General features: G+C 71.5%; 17 protein-coding genes. 12 read left to right on the top strand and 5 right to left on the bottom strand.

The window, feature by feature from the left end:
* The first annotated feature begins 118 nt into the window (after positions 1 to 118).
* The 9 genes from ACIP98_RS05130 (at position 119) to ACIP98_RS05090 (ending at position 13060) form a co-directional block, all read left to right on the top strand.
* Entirely contained in the window at positions 119 to 1783 is a 1665-nt protein-coding gene (locus tag ACIP98_RS05130; RefSeq protein ID WP_401973800.1) for a fumarate hydratase, read from the top strand.
* A 219-nt stretch (positions 1784 to 2002) separates the two neighbouring features.
* Positions 2003 to 3403 carry a class II fumarate hydratase gene (locus ACIP98_RS05125; RefSeq protein WP_401973798.1) on the top strand — a complete coding sequence of 467 codons (1401 nt, stop codon included), beginning with the start codon at positions 2003 to 2005 and terminating at the stop codon, positions 3401 to 3403.
* A gap of 96 nt (positions 3404 to 3499) precedes the next feature.
* On the top strand, positions 3500 to 4183 hold the full coding sequence (locus ACIP98_RS05120; protein WP_319658759.1) for a DUF402 domain-containing protein: 684 nt from the start codon (positions 3500 to 3502) through the stop codon (positions 4181 to 4183).
* A 126-nt stretch (positions 4184 to 4309) separates the two neighbouring features.
* Complete coding sequence (locus ACIP98_RS05115; RefSeq protein ID WP_319658758.1) at positions 4310 to 4996, top strand: methyltransferase domain-containing protein; 687 nt, start codon at positions 4310 to 4312, stop codon at positions 4994 to 4996.
* Positions 4997 to 5055: 59 nt separating this feature from the next.
* Entirely contained in the window at positions 5056 to 7665 is a 2610-nt protein-coding gene (locus ACIP98_RS05110; RefSeq protein ID WP_401973796.1) for a SpoIIE family protein phosphatase, read from the top strand.
* A 162-nt stretch (positions 7666 to 7827) separates the two neighbouring features.
* Positions 7828 to 9276, top strand: a complete 1449-nt coding sequence (locus tag ACIP98_RS05105) for a catalase (RefSeq protein WP_401973794.1) — start codon at positions 7828 to 7830, stop codon at positions 9274 to 9276.
* Positions 9277 to 9453: 177 nt separating this feature from the next.
* The gene (locus ACIP98_RS05100) at positions 9454 to 9978 is read left to right on the top strand and encodes a PadR family transcriptional regulator (RefSeq protein ID WP_319658756.1); all 525 of its coding nucleotides are present in this window, start codon (positions 9454 to 9456) and stop codon (positions 9976 to 9978) included.
* Entirely contained in the window at positions 9975 to 10661 is a 687-nt protein-coding gene (locus ACIP98_RS05095) for an ABC transporter ATP-binding protein (protein ID WP_319658755.1), read from the top strand. The genes ACIP98_RS05100 and ACIP98_RS05095 overlap by 4 nt, the downstream gene beginning before the upstream one ends.
* Positions 10658 to 13060 (top strand): ABC transporter permease, encoded by a 2403-nt coding sequence (locus tag ACIP98_RS05090; protein WP_401973793.1) that lies wholly within the window; start codon positions 10658 to 10660, stop codon positions 13058 to 13060. Before ACIP98_RS05095 ends, ACIP98_RS05090 begins: the two co-directional genes overlap by 4 nt.
* Before the next feature lie 18 nt (positions 13061 to 13078).
* On the opposite strand, the gene ACIP98_RS05085 is transcribed toward ACIP98_RS05090, so the two are convergent.
* A complete protein-coding gene (locus ACIP98_RS05085; RefSeq protein WP_319658828.1) occupies positions 13079 to 14026 on the bottom strand; it encodes a LysR substrate-binding domain-containing protein in 948 nt (315 codons plus the stop codon).
* A 594-nt stretch (positions 14027 to 14620) separates the two neighbouring features.
* Here ACIP98_RS05085 and ACIP98_RS05080 point away from each other — a divergent pair.
* Both ACIP98_RS05080 and ACIP98_RS05075 read left to right on the top strand, forming a co-directional pair.
* Positions 14621 to 15175: a peroxiredoxin gene (locus ACIP98_RS05080; protein ID WP_319658753.1), complete on the top strand. Its 555-nt coding sequence runs from the start codon at positions 14621 to 14623 to the stop codon at positions 15173 to 15175.
* 2 nt (positions 15176 to 15177) lie between these two features.
* Positions 15178 to 15726: a carboxymuconolactone decarboxylase family protein gene (locus tag ACIP98_RS05075; RefSeq protein WP_319658752.1), complete on the top strand. Its 549-nt coding sequence runs from the start codon at positions 15178 to 15180 to the stop codon at positions 15724 to 15726.
* Between the two features lie 75 nt (positions 15727 to 15801).
* On the opposite strand, the gene ACIP98_RS05070 is transcribed toward ACIP98_RS05075, so the two are convergent.
* The 4 genes from ACIP98_RS05070 to ACIP98_RS05055 all read right to left on the bottom strand — a co-directional run bounded on the left by ACIP98_RS05070 (position 15802) and on the right by ACIP98_RS05055 (position 21105).
* Positions 15802 to 17142 (bottom strand): AI-2E family transporter, encoded by a 1341-nt coding sequence (locus ACIP98_RS05070; protein WP_401973792.1) that lies wholly within the window; start codon positions 17140 to 17142, stop codon positions 15802 to 15804.
* A gap of 136 nt (positions 17143 to 17278) precedes the next feature.
* Positions 17279 to 17950: a transglycosylase SLT domain-containing protein gene (locus tag ACIP98_RS05065; protein ID WP_319658750.1), complete on the bottom strand. Its 672-nt coding sequence runs from the start codon at positions 17948 to 17950 to the stop codon at positions 17279 to 17281.
* Positions 17951 to 18361: 411 nt separating this feature from the next.
* Positions 18362 to 19681, bottom strand: a complete 1320-nt coding sequence (locus ACIP98_RS05060; RefSeq protein WP_319658749.1) for a PhoH family protein — start codon at positions 19679 to 19681, stop codon at positions 18362 to 18364.
* 650 nt (positions 19682 to 20331) lie between these two features.
* Complete coding sequence (locus ACIP98_RS05055; RefSeq protein WP_319658748.1) at positions 20332 to 21105, bottom strand: isoprenyl transferase; 774 nt, start codon at positions 21103 to 21105, stop codon at positions 20332 to 20334.
* Between the two features lie 111 nt (positions 21106 to 21216).
* Between ACIP98_RS05055 and mgrA the strand changes: the two genes are divergently transcribed.
* Positions 21217 to 22257 carry an L-glyceraldehyde 3-phosphate reductase gene (gene mgrA, locus ACIP98_RS05050; protein ID WP_319658746.1) on the top strand — a complete coding sequence of 347 codons (1041 nt, stop codon included), beginning with the start codon at positions 21217 to 21219 and terminating at the stop codon, positions 22255 to 22257.
* The last annotated feature ends 8 nt before the right edge of the window (positions 22258 to 22265 follow it).

The raw sequence follows: 22265 nt of genomic DNA, 5'->3' as shown, positions 1-22265 counted from the left end.
ATAGATCGCGACTAGGCCCCTACCTCCGGCAGTGAGGGTCACCTCACACGCCCGGTGACCCGCGCTCGTTCTACGCTTGTTGGGCTTCTACGACGCAGCGCAGTGAGGATGTCCATAAATGCCCGAGTTCGCCTATACCGACTTGCTCCCCCTCGGTGAGGACACCACTCCGTACCGCCTGGTCACCTCCGAGGGCGTCAGCACCTTCGAGGCCGACGGCCGGACCTTCCTCAAGGTGGAGCCGGAGGCGCTGCGCACGCTCGCCGCCGAGGCCATGCACGACATCTCGCACTACCTGCGCCCCGCGCACCTCGCGCAGCTGCGCCGCATCCTGGACGACCCCGAGGCGTCCTCCAACGACCGCTTCGTCGCCCTGGACCTGCTGAAGAACGCCAACATCGCCGCGGCCGGCGTGCTGCCGATGTGCCAGGACACCGGCACCGCGATCGTCATGGGCAAGCGCGGCCAGAACGTGCTGACCTCCGGCGGTGACGAGGCGGCCCTGTCGCACGGCATCTTCGACGCGTACACCAAGCTCAACCTGCGCTACTCCCAGATGGCCCCGGTGACCATGTGGGAGGAGAAGAACACCGGCTCCAACCTGCCGGCCCAGATCGAGCTGTACGCGACCGACGGCGGCGCGTACAAGTTCCTCTTCATGGCCAAGGGCGGCGGCTCGGCCAACAAGTCCTTCCTCTACCAGGAGACCAAGGCGGTCCTGAACGAGGCCTCCATGATGAAGTTCCTGGAGGAGAAGATCCGTTCGCTCGGCACGGCCGCCTGCCCGCCGTACCACCTGGCGATCGTCGTCGGCGGCACCTCCGCCGAGTTCGCGCTGAAGACCGCCAAGTACGCCTCCGCGCACTACCTGGACGAGCTGCCGACCGAGGGCTCGCCGGCCGGCCACGGCTTCCGGGACAAGGAGCTGGAGGAGAAGGTCTTCGAGCTCACCCAGAAGATCGGCATCGGAGCGCAGTTCGGCGGCAAGTACTTCTGCCACGACGTCCGCGTGGTGCGGCTGCCCCGGCACGGCGCCTCCCTGCCGGTCGCCATCGCCGTCTCCTGCTCCGCCGACCGCCAGGCGGTCGCGAAGATCACCGCCGAGGGCGTCTTCCTGGAGCAGCTGGAGACCGACCCGGCGAAGTACCTGCCGGAGACCACCGACGACCACCTGTCGGACGAGGACGTCGTGCGCGTCGACCTCAACCGCCCGATGGACGAGGTCCTCGCGGAGCTGTCGAAGTACCCGGTCAAGACCCGGCTGTCGCTGACCGGCCCGCTGGTCGTCGCCCGCGACATCGCACACGCGAAGATCAAGGAGCGACTGGACGCGGGCGAGGAGATGCCGCAGTACCTGCGCGACCACCCGGTCTACTACGCGGGCCCGGCCAAGACCCCCGAGGGCTACGCCTCCGGCTCCTTCGGCCCGACCACGGCCGGCCGCATGGACTCCTACGTCGAGCAGTTCCAGGCCGCGGGCGGCTCCAAGGTCATGCTCGCCAAGGGCAACCGCTCCCAGCAGGTGACCGACGCGTGCGCCGCGCACGGCGGCTTCTACCTCGGCTCCATCGGTGGCCCGGCGGCGCGCCTGGCCCAGGACTGCATCAAGAAGGTCGACGTCCTGGAGTACGCCGAGCTCGGTATGGAAGCGGTCTGGAAGATCGAGGTCGAGGACTTCCCGGCCTTCATCGTCGTCGACGACAAGGGCAACGACTTCTTCACCGATCCCGCGCCGCAGCCGACCTTCACGACGATCCCGGTGCGCGGCCCCGGGCTCGCGTAGCGCCGTTCGGGGCGGACCGGCGACACAGTCCGCCCCCTCGGCCCCTCTCCGCCCCCGGTGCCCGCGCGCCGGGGGCGGAGGTGTTCCCGCGCCGGTGCGGGTAGGCCTCCCAGGGGGCGGCGCGTGGAATGAAAACCGCCGCGCCGCTGTCCTACTGACCAGTACTTTCCCGGCACCGGTGGGACGCTGGGAACCGTCCCGAGGGAAGGAACCCCAGCGATGTCCGAGCAGGGCGCGGCCGACTACCGGATCGAGCACGACTCCATGGGCGAGGTGCGCGTTCCCGCGCACGCCAAGTGGCGGGCCCAGACCCAGCGGGCCGTGGAGAACTTCCCGATCAGCGGGCAGCGGCTGGAGCGCGCCCACATCGCGGCGCTCGCCCGGATCAAGGCGGCCGCGGCGAAGGTCAACGCGGAGCTCGGCGTGCTGGACAAGGACGTCGCCGAGGCGGTCCAGGAGGCGGCCGCGGAGGTCGCCGGGGGGCGCTGGGACGACCACTTCCCGATCGACGTGTTCCAGACCGGCTCGGGCACCTCGTCCAACATGAACGCCAACGAGGTGATCGCGACCCTGGCGAGCGAGCGCCTCGGCCGCGACGTGCACCCCAACGACCACGTCAACGCCAGCCAGTCCTCCAACGACGTCTTCCCCTCCTCCATCCACATCGCCGCGACCGCCGCCGTCACCGGCGACCTGATCCCGGCACTGCAGCACCTGGCGGCGGCGCTGGAGCGCAAGTCCGCCGAGTTCGCGGACGTGGTCAAGTCCGGCCGTACGCACCTGATGGACGCGACACCGGTCACCCTCGGCCAGGAGTTCGGCGGCTACGCCGCCCAGGTGCGCTACGGCGTCGAGCGGCTGCGCGCCTCGCTGCCGCGGCTGGCGGAGCTGCCGCTCGGCGGGACGGCCGTCGGCACCGGGATCAACACCCCGGCGGGCTTCTCGGCGGCGGTGATCGCCGAGGTGGCGCGGGCCACCGGCCTGCCGCTCACCGAGGCCCGCGACCACTTCGAGGCGCAGGGCGCGCGCGACGGCATCGTGGAGACCTCAGGCCAGCTGCGCACGATCGCGGTCGGGCTGACCAAGATCTCCAACGACCTGCGCTGGATGGCGTCCGGGCCGCGCACCGGCCTCGCCGAGATCGCCCTGCCCGACCTCCAGCCCGGCTCGTCGATCATGCCGGGCAAGGTCAACCCGGTCATCCCGGAGGCGGTGCTGATGGTGGCCGCCCAGGTCACCGGCAACGACGCGACCATCGCGACGGCCGGCGCGGCGGGGAACTTCGAGCTCAACGTGATGCTCCCGGTGATCGCCAAGAACGTCCTGGAGTCGGTGCGGCTGCTCGCCAACGTCTCCCGGCTGCTGGCCGACCGGACCGTGGACGGCATCACCGCCGACGTCGAGCGCGCCCGCGAGTACGCCGAGTCCTCGCCCTCCGTCGTCACGCCGCTCAACCGGTACATCGGCTACGAGGAGGCCGCCAAGGTCGCCAAGCGCGCGCTGGCCGAGCGCCGCACGATCCGTCAGGTGGTCCTGGACTCCGGGTACGTCGAGCGGGGCCTGCTCACCCTGGAGCAGCTGGACGAGGCACTGGACGTGCTGCGCATGACCCGTCCGTGACGGCGGCCGCCCCGCGGTGGCATGGTGCGAGGGCCCGTGACGAAGGCTCGGCGCAAGGGTGACGCCGCCGTGACCCGTCGTCCGTAAGATCTCTTCATGACGGCGGACATCCTTCTTCATCCGGGTACCGGGCGGAACGGCGGCGAGGACCACTGGTCGCCCGGCGACCAGGTGCTGTGGCGCTACCGCGGCAACGCGACGGACCGGGTGCACATCTGCCGTCCGGTGACGGTGGTGCGCGACGACGCGGAGCTGCTGGCCGTCTGGATGGCGCCGGGCACCGAGTGCGTCCGCCCGGTGCTCGCCGACGGCACGCCGATCCACGAGGAGCCGCTGGAGACGCGCTACCTCAAGCCGCGCACGACGAGTGTCGACCGCTGGTGGGGCACCGGTGTGCTGAAGCTGGCCCGCCCCGGGGAGCCGTGGTCGGTGTGGCTGTTCTGGGAGCGGGGCTGGCTCTTCAAGAACTGGTACGTGAACCTGGAGGAGCCGCGCCGCCGCTGGTCGGGCGGCGTGGACTCCGAGGACCACTTCCTGGACATCCATGTCGGCCCGGACCGCAGCTGGCACTGGCGGGACGAGGACGAGTTCGAGCAGGCGCAGGCCGCGGGGCTGATGTCCGCCGCGACGGCGGAGCGGGTACGCGAGGCCGGACGGCGCGCGGTGGGTGTCATCGGGGAGTGGGGCCACCCCTTCGACGAGGGCTGGCAGCACTGGCGTCCGAATCCGGCGTGGCCGGTACCGGCTCTTCCGGTTGACTGGGACCGTCCGGCAAGGTGACCGCGTGAGTCTTGCCGGGCCCCCCAGCCCCAACCGTAAGATCGTGCCTCATAGTGCTGCACAAATCACAGGCTCACACTAGAGTTTGACGCTACGTCACGCAGGTCATCACGGGAGGCCCAGGCTGTGGGAGTCGGCGGCTACGAGGACATACAGCTGGACCGCACCGGCCAGGCGGAGGCCTTCGACGCCATAGGCGACCGTTACGACGAGGCGTTCCCGCACAAGGAGGGGCAGCTCGCGGCCGGCGAGTGGATCCTGACGCAGCTGCCGGACGCCTCCCGCGTGCTGGATCTGGGATGCGGCACCGGACTGCCGACCTGCCGTCAGCTCTCCGACGCCGGGCACCAGGTGACCGGAATCGACCTCTCCCCGGTCATGCTGTCGCTGGCCCGCCAGTACGTGCCCCAGGCCACCTTCCACCGGGCCGACATCGCCGATCTGCGACCGGGCGGCCCCTACGCCCGGCACGGCAGGCACGACCTCGGGCAGTTCGAGGCCGTCACCGCCTTCTTCTCGCTGCTGATGCTCTCCCGCGCCGAGATTCCGCTGGCCCTGCGGGCCGTGCGCGATCTACTCGTCCCCGGCGGGCTGTTCACTCTTTCGATGGTAGAAGCCGATGTGGATGACTTTCCGATTCCGTTCCTTGGTAACACCATCCGGGTATCGGGTTATCTACGGGACGATTTGCGCCAGGTGGTGGCCGACGCAGGATTCGAGGTCCTGAGGGAGGAGTCGTACGCCTACGCGCCGCACAGCACAGAAGTGCCGCCGGAGGAGCAACTCTTCCTGCACTGCCGCCGACCCGCCTGACGCGGCCGCCCCGCCACGTGCCCCGCACGTGACGCACCCGACCGGATGGAACGACCAGCGTGAGCACGGAGCGCATTTCTGAGCAGGCCGCCGTCCAGGCGACAGCGGCCGGCCCGGCACGTCCGGGCGACCCCGAGCCGGTCCCCGATCCGCGGACCGGATTCCGGCTGACCCCGGAGGCCGCGACGGCGGCCGGCGAGGCCGGCGCGGCGCAGCCCGTACAGAACCAGGCCCCCGCCCCTTCCTCCGCCCCGGCCGGGTCGTCCTCCGGCCGCCCCCGGCGGCCCCGGCGCGGCGGTGGCGCAGGCGCGGCCAAGCGCGCCGCCGGCGCGGCCGGGAGCGATCCCGGCACACCGTCCCTGCAGCCCGTTCCGCCCACCCAGCGGCAGTCGGGCGGCGAGACCGGCGCTCCCGCCAAGGCCGGCCGGGCCGGCCGCCGCGGCACCCGCGGCACCCGGCCCGACCGCAGATCCGCCGAGGTGAGAGACCGTCAGGCCGCCGGCGTGGTGGCCGCCGAGAGCGCCACCGGGGTCCAGCACGCGATCGCGGGCACCACCGCCGACGCCGCCCGGGGCCGGCAGTCCGCACATCTGCGCTCCCCCGGTTCGCCCGGCGCCCCCGGCGACGAGTCCACCGGCCGGCCGTGGGACCACCCCTCCCCGCACGACCTGCGGGCGGCCACGGCCATGGCCGCCCCGGTCGAGCCCGGTCGCCGCGCCTCCGCCACCGGCGGCACCCCGGGCACGCCCGGCGCCCCCGGCCCTGCTCAGCCGGAGGGCGGCGAACCGCGCACCCGTGCCCGGATGCCGGACACCGGGGTTCCCGCCGCGCGCTCGGGCGGCCGGCACGGCGGCCCCGGCGGCCACCCGGTCGACGACGACTCCACCGCGGGCCGCCCGCTGAAGAAGATCGGCTCGCAGAACCGCGGCCGGGCCGGGCAGGCCGAGGCCGAGCGGCTGCGCTACGTCGGCGCGGCCACCCGCCGCATCGCCCGCGGCCTGGACCTGGACGAGATCGTGCTGGGCCTGTGCCGCTCGACGGTGCCGGCCTTCGCCGACGCGATCCTGGTCTATCTGCGCGACCCGCTGCCGGTCGGCGACGAGCGTCCCTCGGGCCCGCTCGTCCTGCGGCTGCGCCGTACCGACCGCGTGCCGGACGACACCGAGCAGCCCGTCGAGGGCCTGCTGATGCCGGTGGTGCCGTCCACCGAGGGCCAGTACGGCGCGGCCGCGGAGGCCGTGGACGTGACGCTGGACGGGGCGCTGGCGGAGGTGCTGCGCGGTGTGCGCCCGGTCTTCTCCGACAACCCGCAGGCCACGGCCGCGCTCCACGAGCTGGTGGGCGGCTGCCCGGAGGCGGAGTCCGGCGACACGTTAGAGCTTCCGACGGGGCGCCGCGCCATCCTGGCCCCGCTGCGCGGCCGCCGCCGGGTGATCGGCGCGACCGTGCTGCTGCGCCGTCCCGACCGGCCCGCCTTCGACCCCGACGACCTGCTGGTGGCCGCGCAGCTGGCCACCCACACCGCGCTGGGCGTCGACAAGGCGGTGCTCTACGACCGCGAGGCGTCGATCGCCGACTCCCTGCAGCGCGAGATGCTGCCGGACTCCCTGCCCGAGCCCACGGGCGTCCGGCTCGCCAGCCGCTACCTGCCGGCCGCCGAGTCCGCCCGGGTGGGCGGTGACTGGTACGACGCGATCCCGCTGCCCGGCAGCCGGGTGGCGCTGGTCGTCGGCGACGTCATGGGCCACTCCATGACCTCGGCAGCGATCATGGGCCAGCTGAGGACCACCGTGCAGACCCTGGCGGGCCTGGACCTGTCGCCGCAGGAGGTCCTCTACCACCTGGACGAGCAGGCCCAGCGGCTCGGCCAGGACCGCATGGCCACCTGTATCTACGCCGTCTACGACCCGATCGCGCACCGGGTGACCATCGCCAACGCCGGTCATCCGCCGCCGGTACTGCTGCACGCCGACGGGCTGGCCGAGGTGCTGCGTGTGCCGCCGGGCGCGCCGATCGGCGTGGGCGGCGTGCCGTTCGAGGCGGTCGAGCTGCCGGCTCCGGCCGGGGCGACGCTGCTGCTGTACACCGACGGCCTGGTGGAGTCCCGCGCACGGGACGTGTGGGGCGGCATCGAGATGCTGCGCGAGCGGCTGCACACGGCCTCGGCGGTGATGTGCCCGCCGCCGCTTGAGCCGCTGTGCGACGAGGTGCTGGAGATCGTCGGCCCCGGCGACCGGGACGACGACATCGCGCTGCTCGCCGCCCGCTTCGACGGCATCGCGCCGCGCGACGTGGCGTACTGGTTCCTCGAGCCGCGCGCCCAGACCGCGGGCCGGGCCCGGCGCCTGGTGCGCCAGGCGCTCAGCCGCTGGGACCTGGACTCGCTGGCGGAGGCGACCGAGCTGCTGGTCAGCGAGGTGGTCACCAATGCGGTGCGGTACGCCGAACGGCCCATCACGCTGCGGCTGCTCCGCACCGACGTGCTGCGCTGCGAAGTGGGCGACGACGCCCCGACGCTGCCGCGGATGCGCCATGCCCAGCCGCAGGACGAGGGCGGCCGTGGGCTGTACCTGGTCAACCGGATGGCCCAGCGGTGGGGAGCGACCCGGCTGAGCGCCGGAAAGGTGGTCTGGTTCGAAATGGGCATTCCGGGCGGTGTGCAGCGCTAGACGCTGCGTGTCCGTATCGGATTTATTTTTGGACTTTGTCCAGAACGGTGGCCGGAAGGCATTGCCCGGCGTGCCGAGCCGGTGATTCAGTGTTTGTGTGGTCGTTAGCGACCAGGAGCCCCCGACGGACTCTTCCGAAGATCGACGGGAGGACACATTCACATGAGCACCCCCTACACCACCAACAACGCCGGGATTCCGGTGGAGAGCGATGCGCATTCGCTCACGGTGGGCTCGGACGGCCCCATCCTCCTCCAGGACCACTACCTGATCGAGAAGATGGCGCAGTTCAACCGCGAGCGGGTTCCCGAGCGCGTGGTGCATGCCAAGGGTTCGGGCGCGTACGGCGTCTTCGAGGTGACGAACGACGTCAGCCAGTTCACCAAGGCCGACCTGTTCCAGCCGGGACGGCGGACGGAGATGCTGGCCCGCTTCTCGACGGTGGCCGGTGAGATGGGCAGCCCCGACACCTGGCGCGACCCGCGCGGCTTCGCGCTGAAGTTCTACACCGAGTACGGCAACTACGACATGGTCGGCAACAACACGCCGGTCTTCTTCGTGCGCGACTCGATGAAGTTCCAGGACTTCATCCGCAGCCAGAAGCGCCGTCGTGACAGCTCACTGCGCGACAACAACATGCAGTGGGACTTCTGGACGCTGTCCCCCGAGTCGGCGCACCAGGTCACGTGGCTGATGGGCGACCGCGGCGTGCCCAAGTCGTACCGCCACATGAACGGCTACAGCTCCCACACCTACATGTGGGTCAACGCCGGCGGAGAGCGGTTCTGGGTCAAGTACCACTTCAAGACCGACCAGGGGATCGACTTCCTCACCCAGGAGGAGGCCGACCACTACGCGGGCGCCGACGGCGATCTGCACCGCCGTGACCTGTACCAGGCCATCGAGCGCGGCGACCACCCCTCGTGGACGCTGTACATGCAGATCATGCCGTTCGACGACGCGGCGGACTACCGGTTCAACCCCTTCGACCTCACCAAGGTGTGGCCGCACGGCGACTACCCGCTGATCGAGGTCGGCCGGATGACCCTCAACAAGAACCCCGAGGACTACTTCATCCACATCGAGCAGGCCGCCTTCGAGCCCAGCAACATGGTGCCCGGCATCGGCCCCTCGCCGGACAAGATGCTCCTCGGCCGGCTGTTCTCGTACGCGGACACCCACCGCTACCGGATCGGCCCGAACTACGCGCAGCTGCCGCCGAACCGCCCGCACACCGAGGTGCGCTCGTACGCCAAGGACGGGCCGATGCGCTACGAGCCGTCGCGCACCGCCGCGCCGTACGCACCGAACTCCTTCGGCGGGCCCGAGGCCGACATCCAGCGGTTCGGCGAGCCGGCCGGCTGGGAGGTGGCGGGCAACATGGTGCACGAGCCCTACAAGCTGCACCGCGAGGACGACGACTTCGGGCAGGCCGGGACGATGGTCCGGCAGGTCCTGGACGACGCCGCCCGCGACCGGCTGGTCTCCAATGTGTCCGGGCACCTGAAGAACGGGGTCAGCGCCCCGGTCCTGGAGCGCGCCGTGCAGTACTGGCGCAACATCGACAAGGAGGTCGGCGACCGCATCGCCGCCAACGTCAACGGCTTGTGACCTCCTCCTGATCGCAGCCCCGGCGCACGTGATGTCCGTCCGTGCCCCGGGGCTGCATCGTGTCCGCAGCCGCCCCGGGACGAGAAAAACCCAGGTCGGAAGGGGTTCTGTCACACCCTCGTCACTGTACTCGCGCTCTATACACTGCGGGTATACGCCTCATGTAGAGTCCTCCGCATGAGCATCGGCCACACCCTGCTCGGGCTCCTGGAGTCCGGCCCCCGCCACGGCTACGACCTGAAACGGGAATTCGACCACAAGTTCGGCCACGACCGCCCGCTGCACTACGGTCAGGTCTACTCGACCATGGCGCGGCTGCTGAAGAACGGGCTCGTCGAGGTCGACGGCATCGAGGCCGGCGGCGGCCCGGAGCGCAAGCGGTACGCGATCACGGACGCCGGGATCACCGACGTCGGCAAGTGGCTCGCGGAACCGGAGAAGCCCGAGCCCTACCTGCAGAGCACCCTCTACACCAAGGTCGTCCTCGCGCTGCTGACCGGTCGCAGCGCCGCCGACCTGCTCGACACCCAGCGCTCGGAGCACCTGCGCCTGATGCGGGAACTGACCGCGCGCAAGCGCGACGGCGACCTCGCGGACCAGTTGGTCTGCGACCACGCCCTGTTCCACCTCGAGGCGGACCTGCGGTGGCTGGAACTCACCACTTCACGACTGGACCGACTCGCGGCGGAGGTAACCGCATGACCACCACGGACCGTTTGCTGGAAGCCGTCGGCCTGCACAAGGCCTACGGACCCACCCCGGCCCTGGACGGCGCCGACTTCGCGATACGCGCCGGTGAGGTCGTCGCCGTGATGGGGCCCTCCGGCTCCGGCAAGTCGACGCTGCTGCACTGCCTGGCCGGCATCGTGCGGCCGGACTCCGGCCAGGTGCTGTACCAGGGACGGGAGCTGACCGCGATGAGCGACGCCGAGCGCAGCGCCCTGCGCCGCGGCGAGTTCGGCTTCGTCTTCCAGTTCGGCCAGCTCGTGCCCGAGCTGACCTGCGTGGAGAACGTGGCGCTGCCGCTGCGGCTCAACGGCGTCAAGCGCAAGGAGGCGGAGACCCGCGCCACGGAGTGGATGGCCCGGCTGGAGGTCGACGACCTCACCGGCAAGCGGCCCGGCGAGGTCTCCGGCGGCCAGGGCCAGCGCGTCGCGGTGGCCCGCGCACTGGTCACCGGCCCGCGGGTGGTCTTCGCCGACGAGCCGACCGGCGCCCTGGACTCGCTCAACGGCGAGCGTGTGATGCGCCTGCTCACCGACGCCGCCCGCGACACCAACGCAGCCGTCGTCCTGGTCACCCACGAGGCGCGCGTCGCCGCCTACTCCGACCGCGAGGTCGTGGTGCGGGACGGCAAGTCGCGGGACATGGAGCGGGTGGCATGAACTCCCAGTCGACCGCGCGGGGCGGCACCCTGTCCGGCTGGGTCCGCGACGTGGGCCTGGGATTCCGCTTCGCCACCACCGGCGGCCGCGAGGGCTGGACCCGTACCGTGCTGACCGCGGTCGGCGTCGGCCTCGGCGTGGCGCTGCTGCTGGTGGCCGCATCGGTCCCGGCCATGCTGGGAGCCCGCAACGACCGCGGCTACGAACGGGACTACTCCTGGTTCAAGGCGTCGCCCAAGGCCAGCGCGAGCACGGTGCTGTTCGCCGTGGCGAACACCACCTTCCGCAACGACGACGTCCGAGGCGTGCTCCTGAAGGCCGACGGTGACCGCCCCGTCCTGCCGCCCGGCGTCAAGGCGATGCCCGCCCCCGGCGAGATGGTGGTCTCCCCCGCCCTGAAGCGGCTGCTCGACAAGCCCGGCAGCAAGCTGCTGCGTGACCGCCTGGACTACCGGATCACCGGTGTCATCGGCGACAACGGCCTGGTGGGGCCGGCCGAACTGACCTATTACGCGGGCAGCGACAAACTCGTCGCCTGGGACGACGGCGAGAACGCCGGCACCGGGAACGCCACCCGCATCCCGTACTTCGGACGCGGCGCGGTCCACTCCGACCCGCTGGGCGGGATCCTCTCGCTGCTGGTGATCATCATCTTCGTGGTACTGCTGCTGCCGGTGGCGGTCTTCATCGGCAGCGCCGTCCGCTTCGGCGGCGAGCGCCGCGACCGCAGACTGGCCGCACTGCGCCTGGTCGGCGCGGACAGCCGGATGACCCGGCGGATCGCGGCCGGCGAGGCACTGTTCGGCTCACTGCTCGGACTGGCCGTCGGCGCAGCGCTGTTCCTGGTCACCCGGCAGTTCGCGTCCGACGTGACGCTGTACGACATCAGCGTCTTCCCCTCCGATGTCACACCCGGCGCCGGGCTCGCCCTGCTCGTGGCCCTGGCGGTGCCGGCCGCCGCGGTGGCGGTGACCCTGCTGGCCATGCGCGGCATCGCGATCGAGCCGCTCGGCGTGGTGCGCAACGCCACCGCGCGCCGCCGCCGGTTGTGGTGGCGGCTGCTGATCCCGCTGGCCGGCGTCGGGCTGCTGGCTCCGCTCTTCGGTTCGATCAGCCAGGAGAGCGAGGTCAACTCCTATCAGGTGGCCGCCGGCACGGTCCTGCTCCTCGTGGGGCTCACCGCCCTGCTGCCCTGGGTCGTCGAGGCGGTCGTCGGCCGCTTCCGCGGCGGCCCCGTGCCCTGGCAGCTGGCCACCCGCCGGATCCAGCTCAACAGCAGTGCCTCGGCGCGCATGGTCAGCGGCGTGACGGCGGCGGTGGCCGGGGCGATCGCCCTGCAGACCCTCTTCACCGGGGTGCAGAGCGACTTCGTCAGCGACAGCGGCAAGGACCCGGACCGGGCCCAGATGGTCGCCACCACCCAGGTCAGCACCGGCGCCGAGGCCCACCGGGCCGAGCAGGCCTTCGCCAGGACCCCGGGGGTGCGCGAGGCGCTCGGCGTGGTCTCCTCGTTCGCCGTTCCTGCGGACACCTCCACCAAGAAGCCCATGACCGACGTGCAGTCCGCGCCGGTCATGGTGGCCGACTGCGCCACGCTGGGCGAACTGGTGAACGTCGGCCGCGACTGCAAGGACGGCGACGTGTTCCTCGCCGACGACCCGAACGGCTACGGCGACATCGACGCCGTCGTGCGGCCGGGCCGCGCGATCGACCTCAACATGCCGCTTGAGGACCACTACACCGGCACGCCGCGGCTGTGGACGGTGCCGGCCGGCGCCCACCGGGTGACCTCGCGCACCTCCCCGGACGGCAACCAGGAGTGGGGCGTTTTCGCCACCCCCCGGGCGCTGGACGTCGCACTGCTGCACCGCCCGGACGTCAAGGTCCTGCTGCGGCTCGACCGGCACGTGCCGGACGCGTTCGACCAGGCCCGCAACACCGCGGTGCGTCTCGATCCGCTCGGCAGCAACATCTACACGCTCGAGAGCACGACCGAGGACGGCAAGTTCGTCACCATCCGGCGCGGCCTGCTCGTCGGCGCCGCCGCCACTCTGGCCCTGATCGGCGCGAGCCTGCTGGTCTCGATGCTGGAGCAGCTGCGCGAGCGCAGGAAGCTGCTGGCGGTCCTGGTCGCCTTCGGCACCCGGCGCTCGGTGCTCGGGCTGTCCGTGCTGTGGCAGACCGCGCTCCCGGTCGCGCTCGGGCTCGTCCTGGCCGTGATCGGCGGTGCCGGGCTCGGCGCGGCCCTGCTGAAGATGGTCAACGCGCCGCTGCACTTCGCCTGGGGCAGCGTCGCCACCATGAGCGGCATCGCCGCGGGCGTCGTCCTGCTGGTCACCCTGCTCAGCCTGCCGCCGCTGTGGCGCATGATGCGCCCGGACGGACTGCGCACGGAGTGACCGCCCGGCCGGTGCGGTTCAGCAGGCGAACCGCACCGGCAACGGTGCCAGGGCACCGCGCAGCGCGGAGGCGAACGCCTCGAACTCCTCCGCGCGCGCGGTGCCCGCGCGCATCGCCAGGGCGATCCGCCGCGACGGCGCCGGGTGCGCGAAGTAGCCCGTCGCGAGGGCCGCGCTGCGTCCCGTCTCCACCGTGACCGCCGTGCGCGGCAGCAGCGTCACTCCGAGCCCGCCGGCCACCAGCTGGACCAGCGTGGACAGCCCGGCCGCGCTGGTCGTCGCGACCGCGCCCCGTGTGCGGCCGGCCTCGCGGCACACGTCGAGCGCCTGGTCGCGCAGGCAGTGGCCCTCGCCCAGAAGCAGCAGATCCAGCTCGCGCAGCGTCTCGCGAGGCAGGTCCACGCGTCCGGCCAGCCAGTGGTCGCCGGGCGTCACCAGGACGAAGTCCTCGTCGAAGAGCGGCAGTTCGACCACGCCCGGCGCGGCCAGCGGCACCGCGAGCAGCAGCAGGTCCAGCCGTCCGGCCGACAGGCCCTCCAGCAGGGACGCGGTCTGCTCCTCGTGCACCTGCAGCTCCAGGTCCGGGTACGTGCCGTGCACCAGCCGCAGCACGCTCGGCAGGAGATAGGGGGCGACCGTCGGGATCACCCCGAGCCGCAGTACGCCCGTGAACGGCGCCCGCGCCGCCTCCGCCTCGTCCTGCAGTTCGCCCACCGCCTCCAGCACCGCCCGCGCCCGCACCGCGACCCGCTCCCCCGCCGGCGTCAGCAGCACCTTGCGGGTGGTGCGCTCGACCAGCACCACGCCGAGCACGTCCTCCAGGGCCGCCAGCGCGCCCGACAGGGCCGGCTGGCTGGTACCGATCGCGGCGGCCGCGTCCCGGAAGTGCAGGTGCTCGGCGACGGCCGCGAAGGCCCGCAGCTGGGACAGACTGGGCTGGCGCCGGGTCGCGCGCTGACTACTGATAACCGCCTCCGATCAACGGCCGCACAGTTTAGCCGCGCAACCGGAGGCGGACCGTCCGCCCTGTCCCACCGCCTCGGTCGATCGGGCAGGGAGTGACCGGTACGGGCGTCGGCGCAGCGGTGGCGGCGGGCGCAGCCGAGGACGACCGGACGCGGGCCGCGTCCAGGCCGGCCCCGGCCGCCCGCAGCGTCAGCACCGGGTCGGTCCCGTCGGCGCCCGGACACCGGGTCGCGTGCAAGGAGATCGCCTCGATCACTGCCACCGCCGGTACGGCAGGCCGCCGCGCGCGGCCCTGTCACCACCGCCGGCAAAGCCGTCAGCGGCGGCTCGTCCCGTCCCGTCACCCGCGCCGCTCGCGAACACCGGCCACTCCCGGGGCCACGGGAGGACGAACTCCGGGCGTCGGGCGCCCCTCACTCGGCGGTCACTCTGCGCAGCCACGCCCTTGGCCCATCCGTCGATAAGCAGGGCCGATCAATGCGGCCCGCGGGGACGATTTCACTGATCAGTGGGCTCATGACAGGCTGACGGCGACCCACCATGGGACCGGTTCGGCCACCCCGCCGCCGGTCTCAACCCTCACAAGGAGTGCGCGTGCTCACCGTCGGTGACAAGTTCCCCGCGTTCGAACTGACCGCCTGTGTCGACCTCGACCCCGAGAAGGCCTTCGCCCAGATCGACCACAAGTCGTACGAGGGCAAGTGGAAGGTCTACTTCGCGTGGCCGAAGGACTTCACCTTCGTCTGCCCGACGGAGATCGCGGCGTTCGGCAAGCTGAACGACGAGTTCGCCGACCGCGACGCGCAGATCCTCGGCTTCTCCGTGGACTCCGAGTTCGTGCACCACGCCTGGCGCAAGGACCACGACGACCTGCGCGACCTGCCGTTCCCGATGATGTCGGACATCAAGCGCGAGCTCTGCGCCGACCTCGGCATCCTGGGCGAGGACGGTGTCGCCCAGCGCGCGACCTTCGTCGTCGACCCGGACAACGAGATCCAGTTCGTCATGGTGACCGCCGGCTCCGTCGGCCGGAACCCCAAGGAGGTCCTGCGGGTCCTCGACGCGCTGCAGACGGACGAGCTGTGCCCCTGCAACTGGAAGAAGGGCGACGAGACCCTCGACGTCGTCAAGCTCCTGGCCGGTGAGTGAGCATGGCGCTCGCTGAGCTGAAGTCCGCGCTGCCGGACTACGCCAAGGACCTCAAGCTCAACCTCGGCTCCGTGATCGGCAACGCCGAGGACACGGGGCTGCTGACGCGGCAGCAGGTGTGGGGCACGGTGCTGGCCACCGCCATCGCCTCCCGCTCGGCGATCGTGCTGCGCGCGCTGGAGCCGGAGGCCCGCGAGAACCTCGCGCCCGAGGCGTACCAGGCCGCGAAGGCCGCCGCCGCCGTCATGGCGATGAACAACGTCTACTACCGGACCCGGCACCTGCTGTCGGACCCGGAGTACGGCAACCTGCGGGCCGGTCTGCGGATGAACGTCATCGGCAACCCCGGCGTCGAGAAGACCGACTTCGAGCTGTGGTCGCTGGCGGTCTCGGCGATCAACGGCTGCGGGATGTGCCTGGACTCCCACGAGCAGGTCCTCCGCTCGGCGGGCGTCGAGCGCGAGACGGTCCAGGAGGCGTTCAAGATCGCCGCCGTCGTGCAGGCGGTCGCCACGACGCTGGACGCGGAAGCGGTTCTCGCCGACGCGTGATCCGTGCCGCGCACCGCGACGGGCCCGGTCTCCCCGTGGGGGAGGCCGGGCCCGTCCGCTGTCCGCCGCGGCGGCTCAGGCGCTCTGTTCCGGGGCGGGTTCGGGGAGTCCGGATGCGGCCACCGGGGCGGTCCCGGCGGCGCCCTGCGGGTCGGCCTCGGTCTCGGCGGACCGCAGCGCCGCCTCCCGGGAGTTGGCCCGCAGATAGACCACGACGGTGTTGGTGACCGCGACCAGGGGCACGGCCACGACCGCGCCGCCGATCCCCGCGATGAGCGATCCGGCGGCGACGGAGAGGATCACGCCCAGCGGGTGCACCCGCACGGCCCGGCCGAGGATGAACGGCTGCAGGATGTGGCCCTCGATCTGCTGCACCGCCAGTACGACGACCAGCACCATCAGCGCGGTGAACGGCCCCTGCGTCACCAGCGCGACGACCATCGCGATGGCGCCCGAGGCCACCGCGCCCACCAGCGGCACGAACGCGGCCAGGAAGATGATGACGGCGAGCGGCACCGCCATCGGCACCCCGAGGAAGAAGATGCCGATGCCGATGAATATGGCGTCGATCAGCGCCACGATCACCGTGCCGCGCACGTAGAGGGTGAGGGTGCGCCAGGCGCGCGGGCCGGCCCCGCCCAGTCCGTCGCGGGCGGCGACGGGGAAGAGCTTGAGGCACCAGTTCCAGATGTTGCGGCCGTCGTAGAGCAGGAAGAGCGTGCTGAACATCGCCAGCAGGATGCCGGTGAGCAGTTCCACGACGACGGTGACGCCCTGCAGTCCGGCGTCGGTGAGCGCCTTGGAGTTGGTGCCGATCGCGTCCTGGAGGTTCGCGGCGATCTGGTTGATCTGGTCCTCGGTCACATGGAACGGGCTGTTGAGCAGCCAGCGCTTCAGCTCGTTGATGCCGTCCTGCAGGCTGCTGGAGAGGTTGTCGACGTTCTCCATGACCTGCCAGACCACGAACCAGCCGACCAGGCCCATCACCACGAAGCCGCCGATGAAGACGATCGCGGTGGCCACTCCGCGCGGCACCCCCAGCCGCTTCAGCCGGCCCACGAAGGGCTGCAGCAGCGCGGTGATCAGCAGTGCGGCCACAAAGGCCAGCACCACCAGCTGGATGGTGCCGATCACCCGCATCAGCACCCACACGGTGCCGGCCAGCACCAGCAGCCGCCAGCCGACCTCGGCCGCGACCCGCATGCTCCACGGCACTTGGGACACCGGGTCCCCGGGACCCGCGCCGCGGGGCGCGTACCGGCGCGCGGCGGCGGCCTGTTCCTCCTGACGGCGGGTCTCGGCGCGCGCCTCCGCGCGCGCCTTCTCGGCCGCGGCCCGGCGCTGTTCCTCAAGGCGACCGGCCAGCCTGGCCAGTTCGGCGGCCAGACCGGCGCCCCACTGGCGCTTCTCCGACATCGATGTACCCCTGTCCCCCGCCCCCGCGGCCTATCCGACCCGCACTACCGTACGCGCAGAAAGCCCCTGACCCCGCACAGGGGTCAGGGGCTCGGTGTCGCTTTGCGACGGTACGAAGTGGTACCAGGCGGATTGTCTAGTACCAGTGGTTCGTCTGCCAGAAGGACCATGCGCCGCACGGGCTGCCGTAGCGGCTGTTCATGTAGTTGAGGCCCCACTTGATCTGGGTGCCCGGGTTGGTCTGCCAGTCGGCGCCCGCGGAGGCCATCTTGGAGCCGGGCAGGGCCTGGACGAGCCCGTACGCGCCGGAAGAGGAGTTCGTCGCGGTGTAGTTCCAGCCGCTCTCGCGCGTGACGATGTTGGAGAAGCACTGGTACTGGGTGGAGTCGCCTATGATCCCCTGCGCCATCGCCTGGACTTCGGCGGTGGTGTACGAGGCCTTCACCACGAGGGCGGCGCGCTCCGCGGCACGGGACGCGGCTTCCTGCTTCTTCCGCTCCTCGGCCTTCTTCTCGGCCTCCTTGCGGGCGGCGGCGTCCTTGGCCGCCTGCTTGCGGGCGGTCTCCTCGGCGGCCTTCCTCGCGCTCGCGTCGGCGGCGTCCGTCTGCGCCTGCACCTGCTCCGTCAGCGAGGCCTGCTGAACCTGCTGTCCCGCGGGTATGTCCGCGAGAACGGTGGTCGCGTCGGTGGCGGCGACGGGCTGCAGGCCCGGCTGCTCGCTACCAGAGGCGACACCGACGACAGCGCCCACGGTGGTGACCGCAGTGGCCGAAGCCACCGCGAATCCCCGGACCGAGATCCGGCTCACACGGTTTCCTTCCAGCGTCGCCCGCTTGGTGACCTCACGGACGCGATCGTGCCCTTCGCACTGGCTTCTTCATGCACCGGTCACAGAAGCTACTGGCCCGGTGGGTCTCCCACATGGAGGCGGGAGTCCGCTGATTCAGCTCGGGCGGCCCACGGCGAACGCTGTTCAATTCTGGGGTTCCGCACGCTAGTAGGTACGGGTGTGCCATGGGCAGGGCCTGACAGAACCGACAGCCTGCCCTAGCCGCACCGTCAACGCAATTCCCTGTCGGGTGTCAAACCTCACACGGCACGTGGGCCACGGAATTTTCTCGTACCACCCGGTAGCGGCCACAGACGCCGCTAGGCTGCTGCGCCCTTGCGGCGCAGCAGCCTAGCGGCGGTGCTCAACTGCCCTGACGGCAGGGTCGGGTCAGGTGCGTCCGTCCTCCAGCATCTCCGTGACGAGCGCGGCGATGGGCGAGCGCTCGGAACGGGTCAGGGTGATGTGCGCGAAGAGCGGATGCCCCTTGAGCTTCTCCACGACGGCCACCACGCCGTCGTACCGACCCACCCTCAAGTTGTCGCGCTGGGCGACGTCATGGGTGAGGACAACCCGGGAATTCTGCCCGATACGCGACAGAACGGTCAGAAGGACGTTGCGTTCGAGGGACTGCGCCTCGTCCACGATCACGAAGGCGTCGTGCAGCGACCGTCCGCGGATGTGGGTGAGGGGCAGGACCTCCAGCATGCCGCGGGCCACGACCTCCTCGATGACGTCCTTGGACGTCACCGCGCCCAGGGTGTCGAAGACCGCCTGGGCCCAGGGGCTCATCTTCTCGGCCTCGCTGCCCGGCAGGTAGCCGAGCTCCTGCCCGCCCACGGCGTACAGCGGCCGGAAGACCATGACCTTCTGGTGCTGCTGGCGCTCCAGAACCGCCTCGAGCCCCGCGCACAGCGCGAGCGCCGACTTGCCGGTGCCGGCCCGGCCGCCCATCGACACGATGCCGACGTCCGGGTCGAGCAGCAGGTCGAGCGCGATCCGCTGCTCGGCGCTGCGGCCGTGGATGCCGAACGCCTCCCGGTCGCCGCGCACCAGCCGTACGCGTCCGTCCGCCGTGACCCGCCCGAGCGCCTTGCCGCGCTCGGACTGCAGGACCAGGCCCGTGTGCACCGGCAGCCCGTCCGCCTCGGGCAGGTCGACGACCTCGCTCTGGAAGAGCTCGTCCACCTGCTCGGCAGGGACCACCACCTCCTCCATACCGGTCCAGCCCGAGGTGATCGCCAGCTCGGCCCGGTACTCCTCGGCCAGCAGGCCGACGGAGGACGCCTTGACCCGCAGCGGCAGGTCCTTGGACACGACGGTCACGTCGTAGCCCTCGGCCTGCAGGTTGCGGGCCACCGCCAGGATGCGCGAGTCGTTGTCGCCGAGCCGGAATCCGGCCGGCAGCACCCCCGGGTCCGAATGGTTCAGCTCGACGCGCAGGGTGCCGCCCAGCTCGCCGATCGGGATGGGCGCGTCCAGCCGCCCGTACCGGACCCGGTACTCGTCGAGCAGCCGCAACGCCTGGCGGGCGAAGTAACCGAGCTCCGGGTGGTGGCGCTTGGCCTCCAGCTCGGTCACCACCACGACCGGGAGTACCACCTCGTGCTCGTCGAAGCGGAGGAGGGCATGCGGGTCGGCAAGCAGCACGCTGGTGTCGAGTACATATGTGCGCCGGTCGTGCTCACGGCGATTCTTGCTGGTCACCACGTGTGGACGAACCCCCTCGGAAGAGGTCGGGGTGCGACGGCGTCGCGCGGGACAGGGCCGGGAGCGACCACCAGGGCCGAACCACGGCCCTTCGAGTCGACGCGGTCAGTGCCGTCTGAGTCAAGTGTTGACAGCGGCACGTCCGTGAGCAAAGGGCCTCCCGGGCGGACAGCCAGGTGCCGTCCGCTGCTGTCCGACATCCATGGGCCGGATGTCGGTCTGACGGATCTATTCCCTCGAAAGTGGAGGCCTATGCGACTGCATATGACAGCCGTTGGCCCAAGCCCGCACGTCTCCGCTGCTTCTCCGGCCGTTCTCCCACCCGCCCCCGCAGCGCGATCCGGCCACGTCCGTCACGGCGTGCGGCCGTGCCGGGGTGTGGCGCATCTCTCACCCCGGGCGCCTCTCCGGGCCTCCGGCCTGCGGTCCCGGCGCCGCGGGGAGGCTTCCGGCGGTCGCGCGAGGGGCACCACGCAGCGGTGACGGGCCCTCCCGCCGGGCGGCGCGGGTGGAACGGTCCGGCCTGCGGAACACGGACCGGCGGCACCCGCGGAGGCCCTGCGGGGCGGATACGGCAATACTCCGAACGGGTGCTCCACCGCGGCGTGTCGTTTCACCGCTGGGAACCGGCCCCGCGGGGCCGGCCGCCGTCAGGTGCCGTAGCGGCGGTGACGTGCCGTGTAGTCGCGCAGCGCCCGCAGGAAGTCGACCTTGCGGAACGCGGGCCAGAAGACCTCGCAGAAGTAGTACTCCGAGTGGGCGCTCTGCCACAGCATGAAGCCCGACAGCCGCTGCTCGCCGGAGGTCCGGATGACGAGGTCGGGGTCGGGCTGGCCGCGGGTGTAGAGGTGCTCCGCGATGTGGTCGATGTCGAGGATCTCCGCGAGGTCCTCGATGGAGGTGCCGCGTCCGGCGTGCTCGTGGAGCAGGGAGCGGACGGCGTCGGCGATCTCCTGGCGGCCGCCGTAGCCCACGGCGACGTTCACGAGTATGCCCTCGACACCCTCGGTGGCCTCTTCGGCCTCCTTGAGGACGGACTGGGTGCGCGCGGGCAGGAGGTCCTTCGCCCCGACGTGGTGGACGCGCCAGCGGCCGGTCGCCGCGAGCCCGCGGACCGCGTCCTCGATGATGCCGAGCAGCGGGACGAGTTCCTCCGCCGGGCGGTCGAGGTTGTCGGTGGACAGCATCCAGAGCGTCACGACCTGGACGCCGGTCTCCTCGGACCAGCCGAGCACCTCGGTGATCTTGTCCGCGCCGGCCCGGTGGCCCTGCTCGGTCGTGCGCGCGGCCGCCTTGGCCCAGCGCCGGTTGCCGTCCAGGATGACGCCGATGTGCTTGGGGCTCTGAGCCGGGTCCAGACGCCGCTCCACCCGGTGGGCGTACAGGTCGGTCAACCTGAGGCGTACCAGGTCGCGCAGATTCATTGCCGGGCCCCTCCTGCGGTCGTCCCCCCGCGGCCACCCTAACGCCCCGTCCCGCGGGGCGCCGAACCGGGTGCGGGGGCTGCAGGGGGCCCTCGTGATAGGACGACTCCCGTGGACATTCGCACTCTCTACCGCGCCGCCGACGAGCGCTACGACGCCATGGAGTACCGCCGGTCCGGCCGCAGCGGCCTGAAGCTCCCGGCGATCTCGCTCGGCCTCTGGCACAACTTCGGCGACGACCGCACCCTCGACTCGCAGCGCGCCATCCTGCGCCGCGCGTTCGACCTCGGCGTCACGCACTTCGACCTGGCCAACAACTACGGCCCGCCCTACGGCTCCGCCGAGTCCAACTTCGGCACGGTCTTCGCCCAGGACTTCCGTCCCTACCGCGACGAGCTGGTGATCTCGACCAAGGCCGGGTACGACATGTGGCCCGGCCCGTACGGCGAGTGGGGCAGCCGCAAGTACCTGCTGGCCTCCCTCGACCAGTCGCTCGGCCGCATGGGCCTGGACTACGTCGACATCTTCTACTCGCACCGCTACGACCCCGAGACCCCGCTGGAGGAGACGATGGGCGCCCTCGCGTCCGCCGTCCGGCAGGGCAAGGCGCTGTACGTGGGCATCTCCTCGTACGGCCCGCAGCGCACCCGCGAGGCGGCCCGGCTGCTGCGCGAGATGGGCGTGCCGGCACTGATCCACCAGCCCTCCTACTCCATGATCAACCGCTGGGTCGAGGACGAGGGCCTGCTGGACGTCCTGGACGACGAGGGCATGGGCTGCATCCCCTTCGTCCCGCTGGCCCAGGGCCTGCTGACGGACAAGTACCTGAACGGCATCCCGGAGGGCTCGCGCGCCGCCCAGGGCAAGTCGCTGGACCCGACGCTGATCACCGACGAGGTCGTGCGCCGGCTGCGCGGTCTGAACGAGATCGCCGCCGGCCGCGGCCAGTCGCTGGCGCAGCTGGCGCTCAGCTGGGTGCTGCGCGACCCGCGGATCACCTCGGCGCTGATCGGCGCGAGCAGCGTCGCCCAGCTGGAGGCCAACGTGGGTGCGGTGGGCGCCCCGGCCCTCACCGACCAGGAGCTCGCGCAGATCGACACCTTCGCCCTGGAGTCGGGCGTCAACCTCTGGTCGCGCAGCAGCGAGGCGTAACCCGCGAC

Origin of the sequence: Streptomyces sp. NPDC088354 (assembly GCF_044753585.1) — a bacterium.
Lineage (GTDB): Bacteria > Actinomycetota > Actinomycetes > Streptomycetales > Streptomycetaceae > Actinacidiphila.
The sequence above is the reverse complement of the archived record's forward strand: the minus strand, read 5'-3'. Positions and strand labels throughout refer to the sequence as shown.